General features: G+C 60.5%; 12 protein-coding genes. 10 read left to right on the top strand and 2 right to left on the bottom strand.

Annotated features, from left to right (window positions below):
- Nucleotides 1-25: 25 nt before the first annotated feature.
- Together ACYVHK_RS06650 and fdxA are read right to left on the bottom strand one after the other, a co-directional pair.
- Entirely contained in the window at nt 26-2,851 is a 2,826-nt protein-coding gene (locus ACYVHK_RS06650; protein ID WP_460528895.1) for a M16 family metallopeptidase, read from the bottom strand.
- Between the two features lie 156 nt (nt 2,852-3,007).
- The gene (gene fdxA / locus ACYVHK_RS06645; RefSeq protein ID WP_460528893.1) at nt 3,008-3,346 is read right to left on the bottom strand and encodes a ferredoxin family protein; all 339 of its coding nucleotides are present in this window, start codon (nt 3,344-3,346) and stop codon (nt 3,008-3,010) included.
- Between the two features lie 202 nt (nt 3,347-3,548).
- On the opposite strand from fdxA, the gene gluQRS reads away from it, so the two are divergent.
- The 10 genes from gluQRS to ACYVHK_RS06595 all read left to right on the top strand — a co-directional run bounded on the left by gluQRS (nt 3,549) and on the right by ACYVHK_RS06595 (nt 14,686).
- Nucleotides 3,549-4,475 carry a glutamyl-Q tRNA(Asp) synthetase gene (gene gluQRS / locus ACYVHK_RS06640; RefSeq protein ID WP_460528891.1) on the top strand — a complete coding sequence of 309 codons (927 nt, stop codon included), beginning with the start codon at nt 3,549-3,551 and terminating at the stop codon, nt 4,473-4,475.
- Between the two features lie 176 nt (nt 4,476-4,651).
- Nucleotides 4,652-7,408 (top strand): FimV/HubP family polar landmark protein, encoded by a 2,757-nt coding sequence (locus tag ACYVHK_RS06635; protein WP_460528890.1) that lies wholly within the window; start codon nt 4,652-4,654, stop codon nt 7,406-7,408.
- A gap of 77 nt (nt 7,409-7,485) precedes the next feature.
- A complete protein-coding gene (gene truA / locus ACYVHK_RS06630; RefSeq protein ID WP_460528888.1) occupies nt 7,486-8,268 on the top strand; it encodes a tRNA pseudouridine synthase A in 783 nt (260 codons plus the stop codon).
- Nucleotides 8,269-8,428: 160 nt separating this feature from the next.
- On the top strand, nt 8,429-9,049 hold the full coding sequence (locus tag ACYVHK_RS06625; protein ID WP_460534024.1) for a phosphoribosylanthranilate isomerase: 621 nt from the start codon (nt 8,429-8,431) through the stop codon (nt 9,047-9,049).
- Between the two features lie 25 nt (nt 9,050-9,074).
- Entirely contained in the window at nt 9,075-10,298 is a 1,224-nt protein-coding gene (trpB, locus tag ACYVHK_RS06620) for a tryptophan synthase subunit beta (protein WP_460528886.1), read from the top strand.
- Between the two features lie 51 nt (nt 10,299-10,349).
- Entirely contained in the window at nt 10,350-11,153 is an 804-nt protein-coding gene (gene trpA / locus ACYVHK_RS06615; RefSeq protein ID WP_460528884.1) for a tryptophan synthase subunit alpha, read from the top strand.
- 78 nt (nt 11,154-11,231) lie between these two features.
- Complete coding sequence (accD, locus tag ACYVHK_RS06610) at nt 11,232-12,101, top strand: acetyl-CoA carboxylase carboxyltransferase subunit beta (RefSeq protein ID WP_460528882.1); 870 nt, start codon at nt 11,232-11,234, stop codon at nt 12,099-12,101.
- 73 nt (nt 12,102-12,174) lie between these two features.
- Entirely contained in the window at nt 12,175-13,443 is a 1,269-nt protein-coding gene (folC, locus tag ACYVHK_RS06605) for a bifunctional folylpolyglutamate synthase/dihydrofolate synthase (RefSeq protein ID WP_460528880.1), read from the top strand.
- A gap of 8 nt (nt 13,444-13,451) precedes the next feature.
- Nucleotides 13,452-14,198 (top strand): SPOR domain-containing protein, encoded by a 747-nt coding sequence (locus tag ACYVHK_RS06600; RefSeq protein ID WP_460528878.1) that lies wholly within the window; start codon nt 13,452-13,454, stop codon nt 14,196-14,198.
- A complete protein-coding gene (locus ACYVHK_RS06595; RefSeq protein ID WP_460528876.1) occupies nt 14,195-14,686 on the top strand; it encodes a CvpA family protein in 492 nt (163 codons plus the stop codon). Before ACYVHK_RS06600 ends, ACYVHK_RS06595 begins: the two co-directional genes overlap by 4 nt.
- Nucleotides 14,687-14,734: the final 48 nt, after the last annotated feature.

The raw sequence follows: 14,734 nt of genomic DNA, 5'->3' as shown, positions 1-14,734 counted from the left end.
AGCCTGGCGGCTACGCGTACCGCATTCAATAGAGTTCGATCTTCTTGGGATCATCGCCGACAGGCTGGCCTTCTACCTTGGCAAAGTCCCCTGCGATGGAAACACTCAGTTTGCTGGGATCAAAGTGCTGCCTGAACGCAGCGTTGACCTCATCGACGGTCAAGCTTTCAAGATCACGAATCTCGGCCTCCACCTTGCTCAGCGGCTCGTCGTAGCGCAGGGAGTTCGCCAGCAGGCCCAATCGGGCGCTATCGAATCCCAATGTTTGCCGATAGCTACGCAGCAGGCCCTCCCGCTCACGCTCAAACTCCTCGGCAGTAAATCCGTCCTTGCGTGCACGGTCGATCTCCTCCCGGATCGCAGCCTCGATCCTGGCACGATTCACCGGCGCGAACGTCGCCGAGACCGACCAGGTCGCATACTCGTCGTAACGATCAAACGACAGGCTGCTGCCTATGCCATAAGTCAGGCCATCTTTCTCCCGGACCCGCAACCAGAGCCGCGACTGCGGTCCACGGCCTAGCAACTGGTTGGCCATGGTCAGGACCATATCGTCGTGCGGGCTGTAGGCAATGGGTATATAGGCCTGCGCCTGATAGATCGCATTCTTCTGATCCGGTGTTTCGGTCACGAAACGGGTAGGTGTGATCTCCCGGTAAGGGTCGGCAGCGCGGGCATAGGCCTTCTTGCCGGTCCACTTGCCAAAACCGTCTTCCAGCGCCTTTTGCACCACCGCTGCATCAAAGTCCCCCACCAGAACGATCTCGCCCTCGCTGCCGCCGTAATAGTCCGCATGGAAGCGACGGGTCATATCGAGCGTAGTGTCGAACACCGACTGGAAACGCTCCTTGCGCGTTGTACTGCGCAATACGCTGTCGAGCGGCAGTCCGATATCGAAATGCTGGGTAAGACGCGAGTTGGCCAGCAACTCCGGCTCCGGCGCCTTGTCGCGCCCGAGCGAATCGAGCCAGCGCCGCTTGACCAGTTCAAACTCGACGGGGTCGAACCGTGGATGCTTCACCACCTCGCTGAACAACCCCACGGCATCGACTATCTGGTCATGCCGCCCCTTGAAGCTGATCTGTACGCCACCGGCGCCAGAATTGAAGCTAGCCGAGGTATCAAGCTTGTTGAAGGCGTTTTCCAGCGCCAGCTTGTCGAGCTTTTCCGTACCCTTGTTCAGCAGGTCACCAGCAAAATCCCCCGGCATGCGATTCTGCCGACGCTGTTCGGGCGTACCAAAGCGCACCCGCATCACGCCGATGATCTCGCCCCCCTTGGTCTTCTTCGGCAACAGGGCGTACCTGAGTCCGTTCGCCAGTTGCCCACGTATCGTACGCGCCTCAACCGCCGCCGCCGTTGCCGCTATCACCTCGCCACTTTCTATCGCATCACGCTGGTAGTCCTTGACCAGCGCTGCCGTATCGGGAACCGCCGGCACCTCGACCCGATCCGGCGTGGCAACAGGGATGAAGCGGCCGACAATGCGGGCGGAGGGTTTGAAGTAGCGGGGCCCAATCTGGTTGACTTCCGGGAGACTGATCTTCTCAGCCTGATCCAGGTAATAAAGCGCATAGCGCCAATCAGTATGGTTGGCCAGCATCGTGGCGGAACCGGCCAGGGCGCTGATCTTGTTGCGCACCTGTTTAACGGCCGTGAGCGTGCCAAGCCGGATCGACTCGAAGTCGCTTTCCTGGAAAGGGGCCTTGTCCAACCCCTCGAGCTGATCGATCAGGTTACGCTCAAGCTTGGCCATGTCCCCACCCTTGGGCACCGTCGCCGCTGCAACCAGAATGCCGTCCTGCTCCATGCACTGGACCGATACGGACTGGCTGACGGCCAGCCGGTTCTCGACCAGCACTTTCTGCAGGCGACCATTGCGGCTGTTGCCCAGCAAGGCGGCCAGATTGCGTAGCGCCAATACATCGGGATGATCGCAGCCGGGTATACGGTAGGCAATGCGCACATGCTCCGCGTCCCCGGGGCGGCGCAGCTCCACCACCCGCTGTCCGTCCTGGACCGGTTCCACGCGAAGGTTACGCACCAGGGGCGTTGCAGGCCTTGGCAACGAGCCAAATTCACGGACGATCACCTGCTTCACCGCCTCGACATCAAACTTGCCGGACAGGGTCAGTGTCGCGTTGTCAGGGCGATAGAAACGGCGGTAGAAGCTGCGCAGGCGATCAATATCGACATTCTCGATATCGCTACGATAACCAATGGTGCTGTGATGATAGGGGTGGGCCGTATAGGCCGCAGCCAACATGCGCTGATTGAGCATCTGGCTGCTGTTGTTCTCGCCGCGCTCCCATTCGTTGCGCACCACCGTCATCTCCGTGGCCAAGGCATCCGCCTGCAGATTGGCAGCCATCATGCGGTCAGCTTCGTGCGCCAGCAACCATGCCAGCGTCTCGTCGTTACTAACGAAATTATTGCTGTAGACCGTGTTATCCACCGTGGTGAAGGCATTCCAGTTGATACCGCGGCGCTGATACTCCGGCCGGTCATCGCCGAAACGCTTGCTGCCCTTGAAAAGCATATGCTCCAGGATATGCGCCATGCCATATTCACCAGGCACTTCGTCTCGGCTGCCCACACCATAGGCTACCAGTACGCTGGTCGCAGGTTCCGTCTGGTCTGGCGCCAGCAGGATGCGCAGACCGTTAGGCAGACGGAATTCGCTGATACCCGCAGCACTTGGCCCTGCACTCAGGACAGCCTGGGGCGCCGCCACCTGAATGGGGGCGGGCGGCAGGGGCTTGGTGGCAGGCTTGGCCTTCGCCGCACCGCAGGTCGCCATGAGCGCCAGCGAGGTTGCGATGGCGCACGCCTTCAAACGCGGGTATTGCATGATGCGGGTTTCCTCCCGGAAGTGATTTTATGATTGTAACGCCGAGTCCGATTCGACTACCCCCGCCGTAAAAAGTGGCGAGTCAGATGAAAAAAGCGCCTGCCAACTATTGCCGGCAGGCGCTGGATCATACGGAAACACCAGTTTGAACTCGGCCTAGGCGCCGTTCTTGTCCAGGTGCTGAAGCTTGTTCTTGACGCTGGCCCACTGGTCGTGATCGGGCAGCGGATCCTTTTTTTCGACGATAGGCGTCCATTTGGCACTCTTGGACAGATCGGCATTCAGCTGGATATAGATCTGCTGATCGGCCGGCACATCATCCTCGGCATAGATTGCCTCGACCGGACACTCGGCGACGCACAGCGTGCAATCAATGCACTCATCCGGGTCAATCACCAGGAAGTTGGGGCCTTCGCGAAAGCAGTCAACCGGACAGACATCCACGCAGTCGGTATATTTGCACTTCACGCAGGCATCGGTCACCACGTAAGTCATAACGCTCAATCCTTCATCATTGCGGCACTGAAATTGTTAGCGATTGTAGCAGAACCGCTCGCGACCCCTCGCATAGCATGGTTATTTCCAAATGCGGTCAGGTTCTGAAGGGCGGACGAATATCGGTGAGCCACGACAGAATCTTTGCCGACGGCCGCCCCCCGGCCTGCCAAATAGTCATCATCCAAACTACTTTCTCCGCATGCCAGATCCCGTCGCCACACAGAACCGCTATCGCGGCCGCTTCGCCCCCAGTCCTACCGGCCCCCTGCATGCAGGCTCGCTACTCGCCGCGACAGGCAGCTATCTGGAGGCAAGAACGCGGGGGGGGCAGTGGCTGCTACGCATGGAAGATCTCGACCCGCCACGTGAAATGCCGGGTGCTGCCGATGGCATATTGCGCACTCTGGAGGCCTTCGGCTTTGAATGGGATGGGCCCGTCGTTTACCAGAGCAGGCGGCTGGCGCTTTATCAATCGGCTCTCGACACTTTGCGCGAACGTGGTCTGGCCTATGGTTGCGCATGCACACGTAAGGAAATTGCCGATTCCAGCACCAGGGGAATAGATGGCCCGGTTTATTCAGGCACCTGCCGTCACGGTCTTGCTCCGGGCAAAACACCCCGAGCGTGGCGGCTTCGGGCGGATACCGACACCCCGATCTCTTTCATCGACGCAATACAAGGGCTGCAACAGCAGGACCTGCGGCGCGATGTGGGGGATTTTGTGCTATTACGGGCGGACGGCTATTTTGCATACCAACTGGCGGTAGTGGTTGACGACGCCGAGCAGGAAATTAGCCATATTGTTCGCGGCGCCGATCTGCTTGATTCCACTCCCCGGCAAATCTATTTGCAATCCTGCCTGGGTTATCCGGCAGCTAATTACACACACCTACCGGTATTGGTGAATACCGCAGGTGAAAAGCTGAGTAAGCAGACTCATGCCGAAGCGCTAAACGCAAACGAGGCTGTCGAGGAACTGTGGGGAGTGCTGGACAGGCTGGGGCAAATGCCGCCGACGACATTATTGAGGGCCTCGTTGACCGATATATGGGCGTGGTCGATGGAGAATTGGCAGCGGGATCGGGTACCAACGCACTCGGTTGTTGTGCCGACGGCGCAGGACTGACCGAAGGCGCTTTCACGCCAATGTCATGTATCCCTTTGAAATTAAAGCGGCAAATTTTGTTCTTTTTATTTATGGATATTGCTGTCTAAACTCAGATTGCACGTTAGCTTGCGTGCCTAACCCCATGATGTTAATTTATTTGTCGGAATTTTGACTCCGCAAAAAAGGTGGGAGCCGTGCGAATCAAATCAAAACTCAAAGCCACCGTCATGGCTGTGGCCATGGCAGCGATGCCGCTAGTCGCCCATTCGGCTGGCTTGGGCCGTTTAAATGTCCTGTCCGGATTGGGGCAACCACTGCGTGCGGAAATCGATCTCGTAGCCGTCCAGGCTGCCGAAGTCGAGTCGCTCAAAGCAGCCTTGGCTGCACCCGCAGCATTTCGCGAAGCGCAGGTTGAATACCCGCCGGTTTCGCTAGGGTTGCGCTTTGATCTCGACAAGCGTGCAAACGGACAGTATTTCATCTCGATCAATTCGGCACAGTCGGTCAACGAGCCCTTCCTCGACTTTCTGGTCGAATTGAAGTGGGACGGCGGTCGGGTGTTGCGTGAATACACCGCTTTGCTCGACCCGGTAGGGTATGCACCAGGCAGCGCTGCAACGGCCCCCGTCGCAGCGAGACCTGCTGCACCCCAGCCGATCGCAGCCCAGCAGGCACCGGCCAGCAAGCCGGTTGCTCAGGCGAAACCTGAACCGGTCAAGTCACCGGAGGCCAGCGCCGCAAAAAAGCCTGAGGCCAAGCCAGCAGGGGATCAGACCTACACCGTGAAGTCTGGCGACACCCTTGCAGGCGTGGCGCACTTGAATATGGTGGAAGGTGTCAGCCTCGAACAGATGCTGGTTGGCCTCTATCGCGCCAATCAGGATGCTTTCGCTGGCAATAACATGAACCGGCTCAAGCGCGGCCAGATCCTGAGCATACCCAGCAAGGAGACGCTGACCAGCGTCGACCGTGCCGCGGCAAATCAGGAAATCAAGGTTCAGGCTGAAGACTGGCGTGCCTACCGTGCCAAGTTGGCCGACAATGTCGGAGCCTCCTCGGCCGAGACCAAGGCCGGCAGCGGCAAGATCACTGCCAAGGTCGAAGACAAGGCCAAGGCACAGGAGCCGGTAGCCAAGGACACCCTCAAGCTATCCAAGGGCGAGGATGGCAAGCTCAAAGAGCGCGTCCAGACCCTGGAAGAGGAGTCCGCTGCCCGCAAGAAGGCTTTGGCTGAGTCCAGCCAGCGCGTTGCCGACCTTGAGAAGACCAACAAGAAGCTGGAAGACTTGCTGGCACTGAAGAACAAGCAAGGCGCCGACCTGCAGAAGCAGGCCGATGCCGCCAAGGCAGCCAAGCCGGTAGAGGCACCCAAGCCCGAGCCGAAGCCGGAACCCAAGCCCGAGCCAAAACCCGAACCAGCTCCAGCTCCGGCTCCGGCGGCAGAAACCAAGCCCGCCACTGAAGCACCAGCCCCTGCCCAGGCAGAGGTGAAGGCACCAGAGACGCCGGCGGCCCCGCCACCGAAGCCCAAGAAGCGGCCACCCATCATCGCTCCGGAACCGGAACCCGAACCGTCCTTGCTCGAGAACCCCCTGGTTCTGGCCGGCGGCGCGGCAGTCCTGCTGCTCGGTGGCGGCGCCTTCTTCATGACTCGCCGTCGCAAGAAGGGCAGCTTCGAGGATAGCGTGATCACGGGTTCGGACCTCAAGTCCAACACCATGGTCGGCAATACCGGCGGTGCCGTCATCAGCACCGGCGTGACGGAAAACTCCTTTCTGACCGACTTCAGTCGGGCAGGGCTGGGGACGATCGATACCGACGAAGTCGATCCGATCGCCGAAGCCGAGGTGTACATGGCCTATGGCCGTGACGCCCAGGCAGAGGAAATCCTCAAGGATGCGCTGGCACGTGATGGTGCCCGTCAGGAAGTACGCCTGAAACTGCTGGAAATCTACAGCGGCCGCAAGAACGCCTCGGCATTCGAATCGACCGCGCAGGAACTGTATGCGGGCACGCAAGGCCAAGGGCCTCTTTGGGCGCAAGCCGCCGAAATGGGCCGGGCGCTTGATCCGCAAAACAGCCTCTACCAGCAGCAGGCCCCGGTAGACACGGGTGCGCTGGATAAAACAATGGTGATGGCAGCCGGCACCCTGGGTGCACTGGGTGACACCGCCCGTTTTGACAGCCCGTTGCTGGAAGATGCACCAGCAGATGCTGAACTTGACTTCCAGTTGGACGCCGACAAGGCCACGCCGGAAGCCGAGGGTGGCAACGCACTGGATTTTGACCTGGGCTTCGACGCCGCCCCCGAATCCAAGCCTGCCGCAGCTGAACTGGAACATGGTTCAGAGTTGGATCTGTCTGCCCCCGGCATGCCGGATGAGCCGCCGGCCCCGCTGGAAGAGAATGTGGATTTCGACCTGGGTGACTTCAACCTGGACCTGCCAGCCGCAGAAACACCGGCACCGGCAAGTACCGGCTCGGACGATGGCATCCTGTCGCTCGATATCCCGCTCGACCTGCCTTCCGATCCCGCACCTGCAGCAGCGGCGCTGGATCTGGGTGCCGATGATGACTTCAAGATTCCGGAGCTGACCCTGCCGACGGCGGACACTTCGCTGGCCGAACTGGACACCCCGGATCTGGCCTCTGATCTTGATTTCAACTTCGACGTTGCCGACAACGCAGCATCGCACTCCGCCAGCGAAACACCGCTGGACCTAGATGATGTCAGCCTGGATCTCGACATCGCACCCGAAGCAGCAAGCGGGTCCGACGTCGTGGATTTCGGTGCAGAACTGGATGACCCGGTAACCACCAAGATCGACCTTGCTCGCGCCTATATCGACATGGGCGACAAGGAAGGTGCACGGGAAATCCTGCAGGAAGCACTCAGCGAAGGTAGCGCAGAGCAGAAGTCCACCGCAGAATCATTGCTGGCACAGCTGTAAGCGTTAATCTGACGGTAAAATAGCGTGGGCCGCACAATGCGGCCCACGCTATTTTTTTGCTTAAAGGGTCTTGCTGGATGCGTATCGCAATCGGACTGGAATATGACGGCCGGGCATTTTGTGGCTGGCAGGCGCAGCCGAACGGCAAAAGCGTCCAGGATGCGCTGGAGCAGGCCATCGGCCGCATGGCAGGGCACACGGTCAGGCTGCACGCAGCCGGCCGGACGGATGCCGGTGTGCATGGCAGCCAGCAGGTTGCCCATTTCGATACGGATGCCGTACGCCCCCTCACGGCATGGGTTCGCGGCGTGAATGGCTTTCTCCCGGAAGGCATTGCCGTACTGTGGGCCAAGCAGGTCGAAGAACACTTCCATGCCCGTTTTTCGGCCACGGCGCGCCATTACCGTTATCTGCTGCTGAACCATCCCGTGCGGCCAGCCTTGCTGGCAGGCCGGATAGGCTGGCATCACGCCCCCTTGAATCTCGCACACATGCAGCAAGCCGCCATCTGTCTGCTGGGCGAGCATGACTTCTCCAGCTTTCGTTCCTCGGAATGTCAGGCCAAAAGCCCGGTCAAGACGCTGAACAAGCTTGAAATCCAGGGGGAGGGCGGCCTGATCCGGATGGACGTATCGGCCGGTGGGTTTTTACACCACATGGTGCGCAACCTGATGGGCGCGCTGATTCATATCGGCCGGGGTGCGGCAGAACCGCAGTGGATGGATGCCTTGCTGCAAGCTCGCGATCGCACCATCGCCCCACCCACCTTCATGCCCGATGGTCTCTATTTCGCAGGCGTAAGCTATCCCGCGGAGTTTGGCATTGCCAGCGAGCCAGCCTTCCGCCACTATCTGCTCTGACCCTTGGCCCTTCGCATAAGTCGGAAATTGCGTGCCAATTGCTGACAAAGACAGCACATTGCCGGATTGTTCCTGCGCCAGCCCCTGCCAGTACAGTCTGGGTGATGCCCCTGGCCTTGATTGATCCGTACCGAATTCACTTGATTCCGTGATCCTGCCCATGACCCCTCGAATCAAAATCTGTGGCTTGCGTGATGTCGCCACCGCGCGGATGACCGCGGCGCTGGGTGCCGACGCTATCGGCCTGGTCTTCTACGAAGCCAGCCCGCGAAATGTCTCGATCAATACCGCGCATGAGATCGTGGCGGCGCTGCCCCCCTTTGTCAGCACCGTTGGATTATTCGTGGATGCAGACCCGGCACTGGTCGAAGGCGTGTTGCGCACCCTGCCGCTCGACCTGCTCCAATTCCATGGCGATGAGCCGCCAGAGTATTGCCGGGCCTTTGGTCGACCCTATATCAAAGCAATAAGGGTAAAACCTGGCCTTGATTTGGTAGAATTGTCGGATCGCTACGCCGATGCGCGTGGTTTACTGTGCGACGCCTACTCGCCAACAGCTCCTGGCGGCACAGGCGAACAGTTTGACTGGGGCTTGCTGCCGAACAATCTGTCCTTGCCGTTGATACTGTCTGGCGGATTGACGCCAGGCAATGTGGGCGCAGCAATCTCGGCAGTAAAGCCGTGGGCTGTCGATGTATCCAGTGGGGTCGAGTCCAGTCGTGGCGTCAAGGACCAGGACTTGATCGCCAAGTTTATCGCTGCAGCACGGCGAGTTGCCTGAGTAACGAGTTTCAATCGGAAGATCGATGCAAATCAACGACCTACCCATTCCATCCAGCTATGACCTCCCTGACGTCCGCGGCCGCTTCGGCGACTACGGCGGGATTTTCGTCGCCGAAACCCTGATGTCGGCACTGGAGGAGCTGAAGCATGAGTATGAACGCGCCAAGGCCGACAAGGCCTTCATGGACGAGTACCGTTACGAGCTCAAGCACTTCGTAGGCCGCCCCAGCCCGATATACCACGCCAAGCGCTGGTCGGAAACGCTGGGTGGTGCACAGATCTACCTCAAGCGCGAAGACCTGAACCACACCGGTGCGCACAAGATCAACAACACCATCGGCCAGGCTCTGCTGGCTCGCCGCATGGGCAAGACCCGCGTGATTGCAGAAACCGGCGCCGGCCAGCATGGCGTGGCCTCTGCCACCGTCGCGGCGCGCTACGGCATGGAATGCGTGGTCTACATGGGCGCAGAAGACATCCAGCGCCAGGCCGCCAACGTCTACCGCATGAAACTGATGGGCGCGAGTGTCGTGCCGGTCACCTCCGGCTCGCGTACGCTAAAGGATGCACTCAACGAAGCCATGCGCGACTGGGTGACCAATGTAGACAACACCTTCTACATTCTAGGGACCGCAGCCGGCCCGCACCCGTACCCAATGCTGGTTCGTGATTTCCAGGCCGTGATCGGCGAAGAGTCCAAGGTCCAGATGCTGGACATGGCCGGCCGCCAGCCGGATGTGGTCGTCGCCTGCGTCGGTGGCGGCTCGAACGCCATCGGCATGTTCTATCCCTACATCCAGGTTCCCGGTGTTCGCATGGTGGGCGTCGAAGCCGGTGGAGAGGGCGTGGAGACCGGTCGCCATGCTGCACCACTTTCGGCAGGCACGCCGGGCGTACTGCACGGCAACCGCACCTACCTGATGCAGGATACAAACGGCCAGATCATCGAGACGCACTCGATCTCGGCGGGCCTCGATTATCCCGGCGTAGGCCCGGAGCACAGCTACCTCAAGGACATCGGTCGGGTGGAATACACCGCGGCCAATGATGACGAGGCCTTGGCGGCATTTCACGATCTTTGCCGTACTGAGGGTATCATCCCGGCCCTCGAGTCCAGCCACGCGCTCGCCTATGCCAAGCGCCTGGCACCGACCCTGCCAAAGGACCAGATTATCCTGGTCAACCTGTCAGGTCGTGGCGACAAGGATATCCCCACCGTTGCCAAGCTGTCCGGCATCGAACTCTAAGCGAACATAATGGCTGCCGAGCTAGCTCGGCGGCATGTATATCCAGGCCCTATGTCACGAATACAGACTACGTTCTCTCGCCTGAAGCAACATGGCAAACAGGCGCTGATTCCCTTCATCACCGCGGGTGACCCGCATCCGGCCGCGACTGTCGGGCTGATGCATGCCCTCGTGGCAGGTGGCGCCGATATCGTCGAGCTGGGCGTTCCTTTTTCGGACCCGATGGCCGATGGCCCGGTCATTCAGAAAGCTTCCGAGCGTGCACTGGCACACGGCGTCAGCCTGAGCCATGTGCTGGACATGGTGCGGGAATTCCGCCGCCGCGATGCCGACACCCCCGTGGTACTCATGGGCTACGCCAACCCGGTCGAAGCCATGGGCTACGAGACCTTTGCCGTTGCGGCAGCAGATGCCGGCGTAGACGGGGTCCTGACGGTGGACATGCCGCCCGAGGAGGCCGGCAAGCTATCCGACACCCTCAAGCAGCATGGCCTGGATCCGATCTTCCTGCTGGCACCGACCACGCCCGCATGGCGAGTCGACGAAGTGGCCAAGCATGCCTCCGGTTATGTGTACTACGTATCGCTCAAGGGCGTTACCGGTGCCGCCACGCTGGATATCGCCAGCGTCGCGGCCAAGCTTGATGAATTGCGCAGCCACCTGAGCCTGCCTATCGGCGTCGGATTCGGCATACGCGATGCAGCCTCGGCCCAGGCCGTGGCCCGCATCGCCGACTCCGTCATCATCGGTAGCCGACTGGTGCAGGAGGTCGAAGAACACGGTGCGGATGCCGCAGCCAGGCTGACCGCCTTCTTGCGGGAAGTGCGCGGCGCCATGGATGCCGCCCGGGAATAACCCTGACAGGGCCGCTCTCGCGGCCCTTCAATTTTTCAAGCGCTTGGTTGATGTAGCCTTGCGCGCAGGAGACAAAGCATGAGTTGGTTGCAGAAGTTGCTACCCCCCAAGATCAAGGCCAAGCCGGCCGGCCCGAGCAAGTCCGTACCGGAAGGGCTGTGGAGTAAATGTTCCGCCTGCGAGGCCGTGCTGTACCGGACCGACCTCGAGAACAATCTGGAAGTCTGCCCCAAGTGCGGCCACCACAATGCCGTTAGCGCACGCCGGCGGCTCGACCTTATGCTGGATCCGGAAGGCCGGTTTGAGATCGGTGCCGAAGTCCGCCCGACCGACTTCCTGAAGTTCAAGGACTCCAAGCGCTACCCGGAACGTCTTGAATCCGCCCGCGAGAGCAGCGGCGAGGAAGACGCACTGGTCGTCATGCAAGGCGCCATCCAGACCCTGCCGGTCGTCGTCGCGGCCTTCGAATTCAAGTTCATCGGCGGCTCCATGGGCTCCGTGGTGGGCGAGCGTTTCGTGCGCGGTGTGCAAACCGCCATCGAGAACAACTGCCCCTTCATCTGCGTTTCCGCCTCCGGTGGCGCGCGTATGCAGGAAGGCCTGACCTCGCTGATGCAGATGGCCAAGACCAGCGCCATGCTGACCAAGCTGGCAGATGCAGGCCTGCCCTTCATCTCCCTGCTGACCGACCCGACCATGGGTGGTGTCTCCGCCTCCTTCGCCTTCCTGGGCGACGTCGTCATCGCCGAGCCGGGTGCCCTGATCGGCTTTGCCGGCCCCCGGGTGATCGAGCAGACCGTACGTGAAACCCTGCCGGAAGGCTTCCAGCGCGCAGAATTCCTGCTGGAGAAGGGCGCCATCGACTTGATCATTGATCGCCGCGAATTACGGCAGCGCATCAGCGCACTGATCACCCTGTTGACCAAGCAAGCCGCCGTGGCCGCCTGAGCGGCCTTCATTCGTCAGGAAGACCAGGGCTGCGCGCCAGGGTCTTCCTGTCAGCACGAGAGTCCTTCCCTGTATGAGTTTTGATGCACCAACGCTGGATGCCTGGCTGACCCACCTGGAACTGTCCCACCCCATACAGATAGACATGGGCCTGGAGCGCGTATCGCAGGTCCGCGACGCCATGGCGCTCAAGCCGGACTTTCCGATCATTATCGTGGGCGGCACCAACGGCAAGGGCTCGACCTGCGCCATGCTTTCCGCCGCCTATCGTGCGGCAGGCTTCAAGGTCGGCACCTACACCAGCCCGCATCTGCTGCACTACAACGAACGTATCAGCATCAACCTGGTACCGGTCAGCGACGACGCCATCCTCGCCGGTTTCAGGGCTATCGAGCAGGCTCGCGGTGAAGTATCACTTAGCTATTTCGAATTCGGGACGCTGGCCGCCATGTACCATTTCATGGCGGCAGGTGTTGATGTCGCCGTGCTGGAAGTCGGCCTGGGCGGCCGCCTGGATGCGGTTAACGCCTTCGAGCCGGACGTGTCGGCCGTGGTCAGCATCGACCTGGACCATCAGAGCTATCTCGGTGACACACGCGAAGCCATTGCGTACGAGAAAGCCGGCATTTTCCGGCCCGGCAAACCTGCTTTCTGTGCCGATCCCAACCCACCCGCCTCACTGCTGGACCATGCCAGGCAGTTAGGTACAGACCTGCAATTGATAGGTCGCGATTTCAGCTACACCAACGAAACCACCCAGTGGCGCTGGCGTGGACGTAACGGCCACAAGCCCGGCATGCCGTTCCCGGCCTTGCGCGGTGCCTACCAGCTAGCCAACGCCAGCCTGGTGATCGCCATCCTCGATGCCTTGCATGATCGCCTGGCAGTAGGGATCGGCGACATCAAACGTGGCCTGCTGGAGGTTGAACTCGCCGGGCGCTATCAAGTACTACCAGGTCGGCCCTCCATCGTCCTGGACGTGGCCCACAACCCGCACGCTGCCGCCGCGCTGGCGCAAAACCTGATGAATCAGGGGTTCTTCCAAGCCACCCATGCCGTGTTTGGCATCATGGCCGACAAGGACATGGCCGGCGTCATCAACCTGCTGAAAGACCATATCGAGGTATGGCATGTTGCCGCGCCAGCCGTACCACGCGCCGCGCCGGCACAGTCGCTGGCGGAGCTGATTGTGGCCAGCGGCGCGAAGGGCAGGGTACTGGTTTATGACTCGATTGCAGAAGCTTATGCAGCAGCCCGACTGGCAGCGGGGGAAAATGATAGAATCGCGGCCTTTGGATCGTTCTATACCGTGGCCGAAGTGCTTGCACTGAAGCCGCGCTAAGCCCAGACATGGCCGACGCCCCTATCAGCGAAGAACTTACTACCCTCAAGAAACGTGCTCGCCGGCGCCTCGTTGGCGCGGTTGCACTGGTTCTGCTTGCGCTCGTCGTCCTCTGGACGGTCATGGACGACAAGCCGCCGCCTAGTCTGGTGGCGCAACCTGTGTCCATCGTCAGCTCGTCTCCCTCCCTGGCCAGTACGGTGACGCCTGCACCAGCGGCAGTGCCGCTGCCGGAGCCGGCACCACAGGCGTCGGCCGCAAGTACGCCGCCAGCAGCCGTGACGCCCCCGGCAGCACTTGCAAAACCGATCGTCGACCCCAAGTTAGCCATAGTCGACAAGCCGGTAGAGAAAGCGCCGGTCAAGCCAGACAACAAGACAGCCGCCGAAAAGAAACCCGAGGCCAAGCATGTCGAAGTGAAGAAGGACCCGGCCAAGATACTGGCTGGCATGGAGGCCGAATCCAAGGCCAAACCAGCCAGCAAGCCTGCTCCCGAAAAGGAGAAAGTGGCCAGTGAGGACAAACCGGGCAAATTCTTCCTTCAGTTAGGCGCCTTTGCCGACAAGGACAAGGTCGAAGGTTTGCTGGGCAAAGCCAAGCAGGCGGGTGTCAGCCCCCAGACCGAAACGGTCAAGACTGACAAAGGCGTTTTGACCCGCTTGCGCGCGGGCCCTTATGCCAGCCGTGAAGCCGCCGAAAAGGCGCACGCCAAATTGGCCAGTGCAGGTGTTACGAGCAGCATCGTCAGCAAATGACGGCATTTGATTACGCAGTTCTGGTGATTGTCGGGTTATCGGTGTTGCTGGCTGTCCTGCGTGGCGGTCTGTCCGAAATCCTCTCGCTGGCTGCCTGGGTACTCGGTTTCTGGCTGGCGCAGCGCTACGCCAGTGATCTGGGAGCCATGCTTCCAGCCGACGTCCCCACCACGGAACTGCGCTTGATCGCAGGGTTTGTCGGCATCCTCTTGGGTGTCTGGTTTATTTCCGCCATCGTGCGCATCACGGTGGCGCAGTTTGTCAAGGCAACGGGGCTGGCACCGCTGGATCGCCTCATAGGCGCATTGTTCGGCTTTGCTCGCGGCATCCTGATCGTACTGGCGCTGGTGATCGTTGCAGGCATGACAAGCCTGCCTCGCCAGGTCGTTTGGCGCGATGCCATGTTCAGCCCACCGTTCGAAGCCATGGCCATCGCGCTCAAGCCCTGGTTGCCAGCACAGCTGGCAGGACATATAAAATTTGATTGAGGGTCTGTCTATCGCAGCATGCAATCGCATGCGACGCTGGCAGGCCAA

The sequence above is a fragment of the Chitinimonas naiadis genome, from assembly GCF_054780835.1.
The sequence above is the reverse complement of the archived record's forward strand: the minus strand, read 5'-3'. Positions and strand labels throughout refer to the sequence as shown.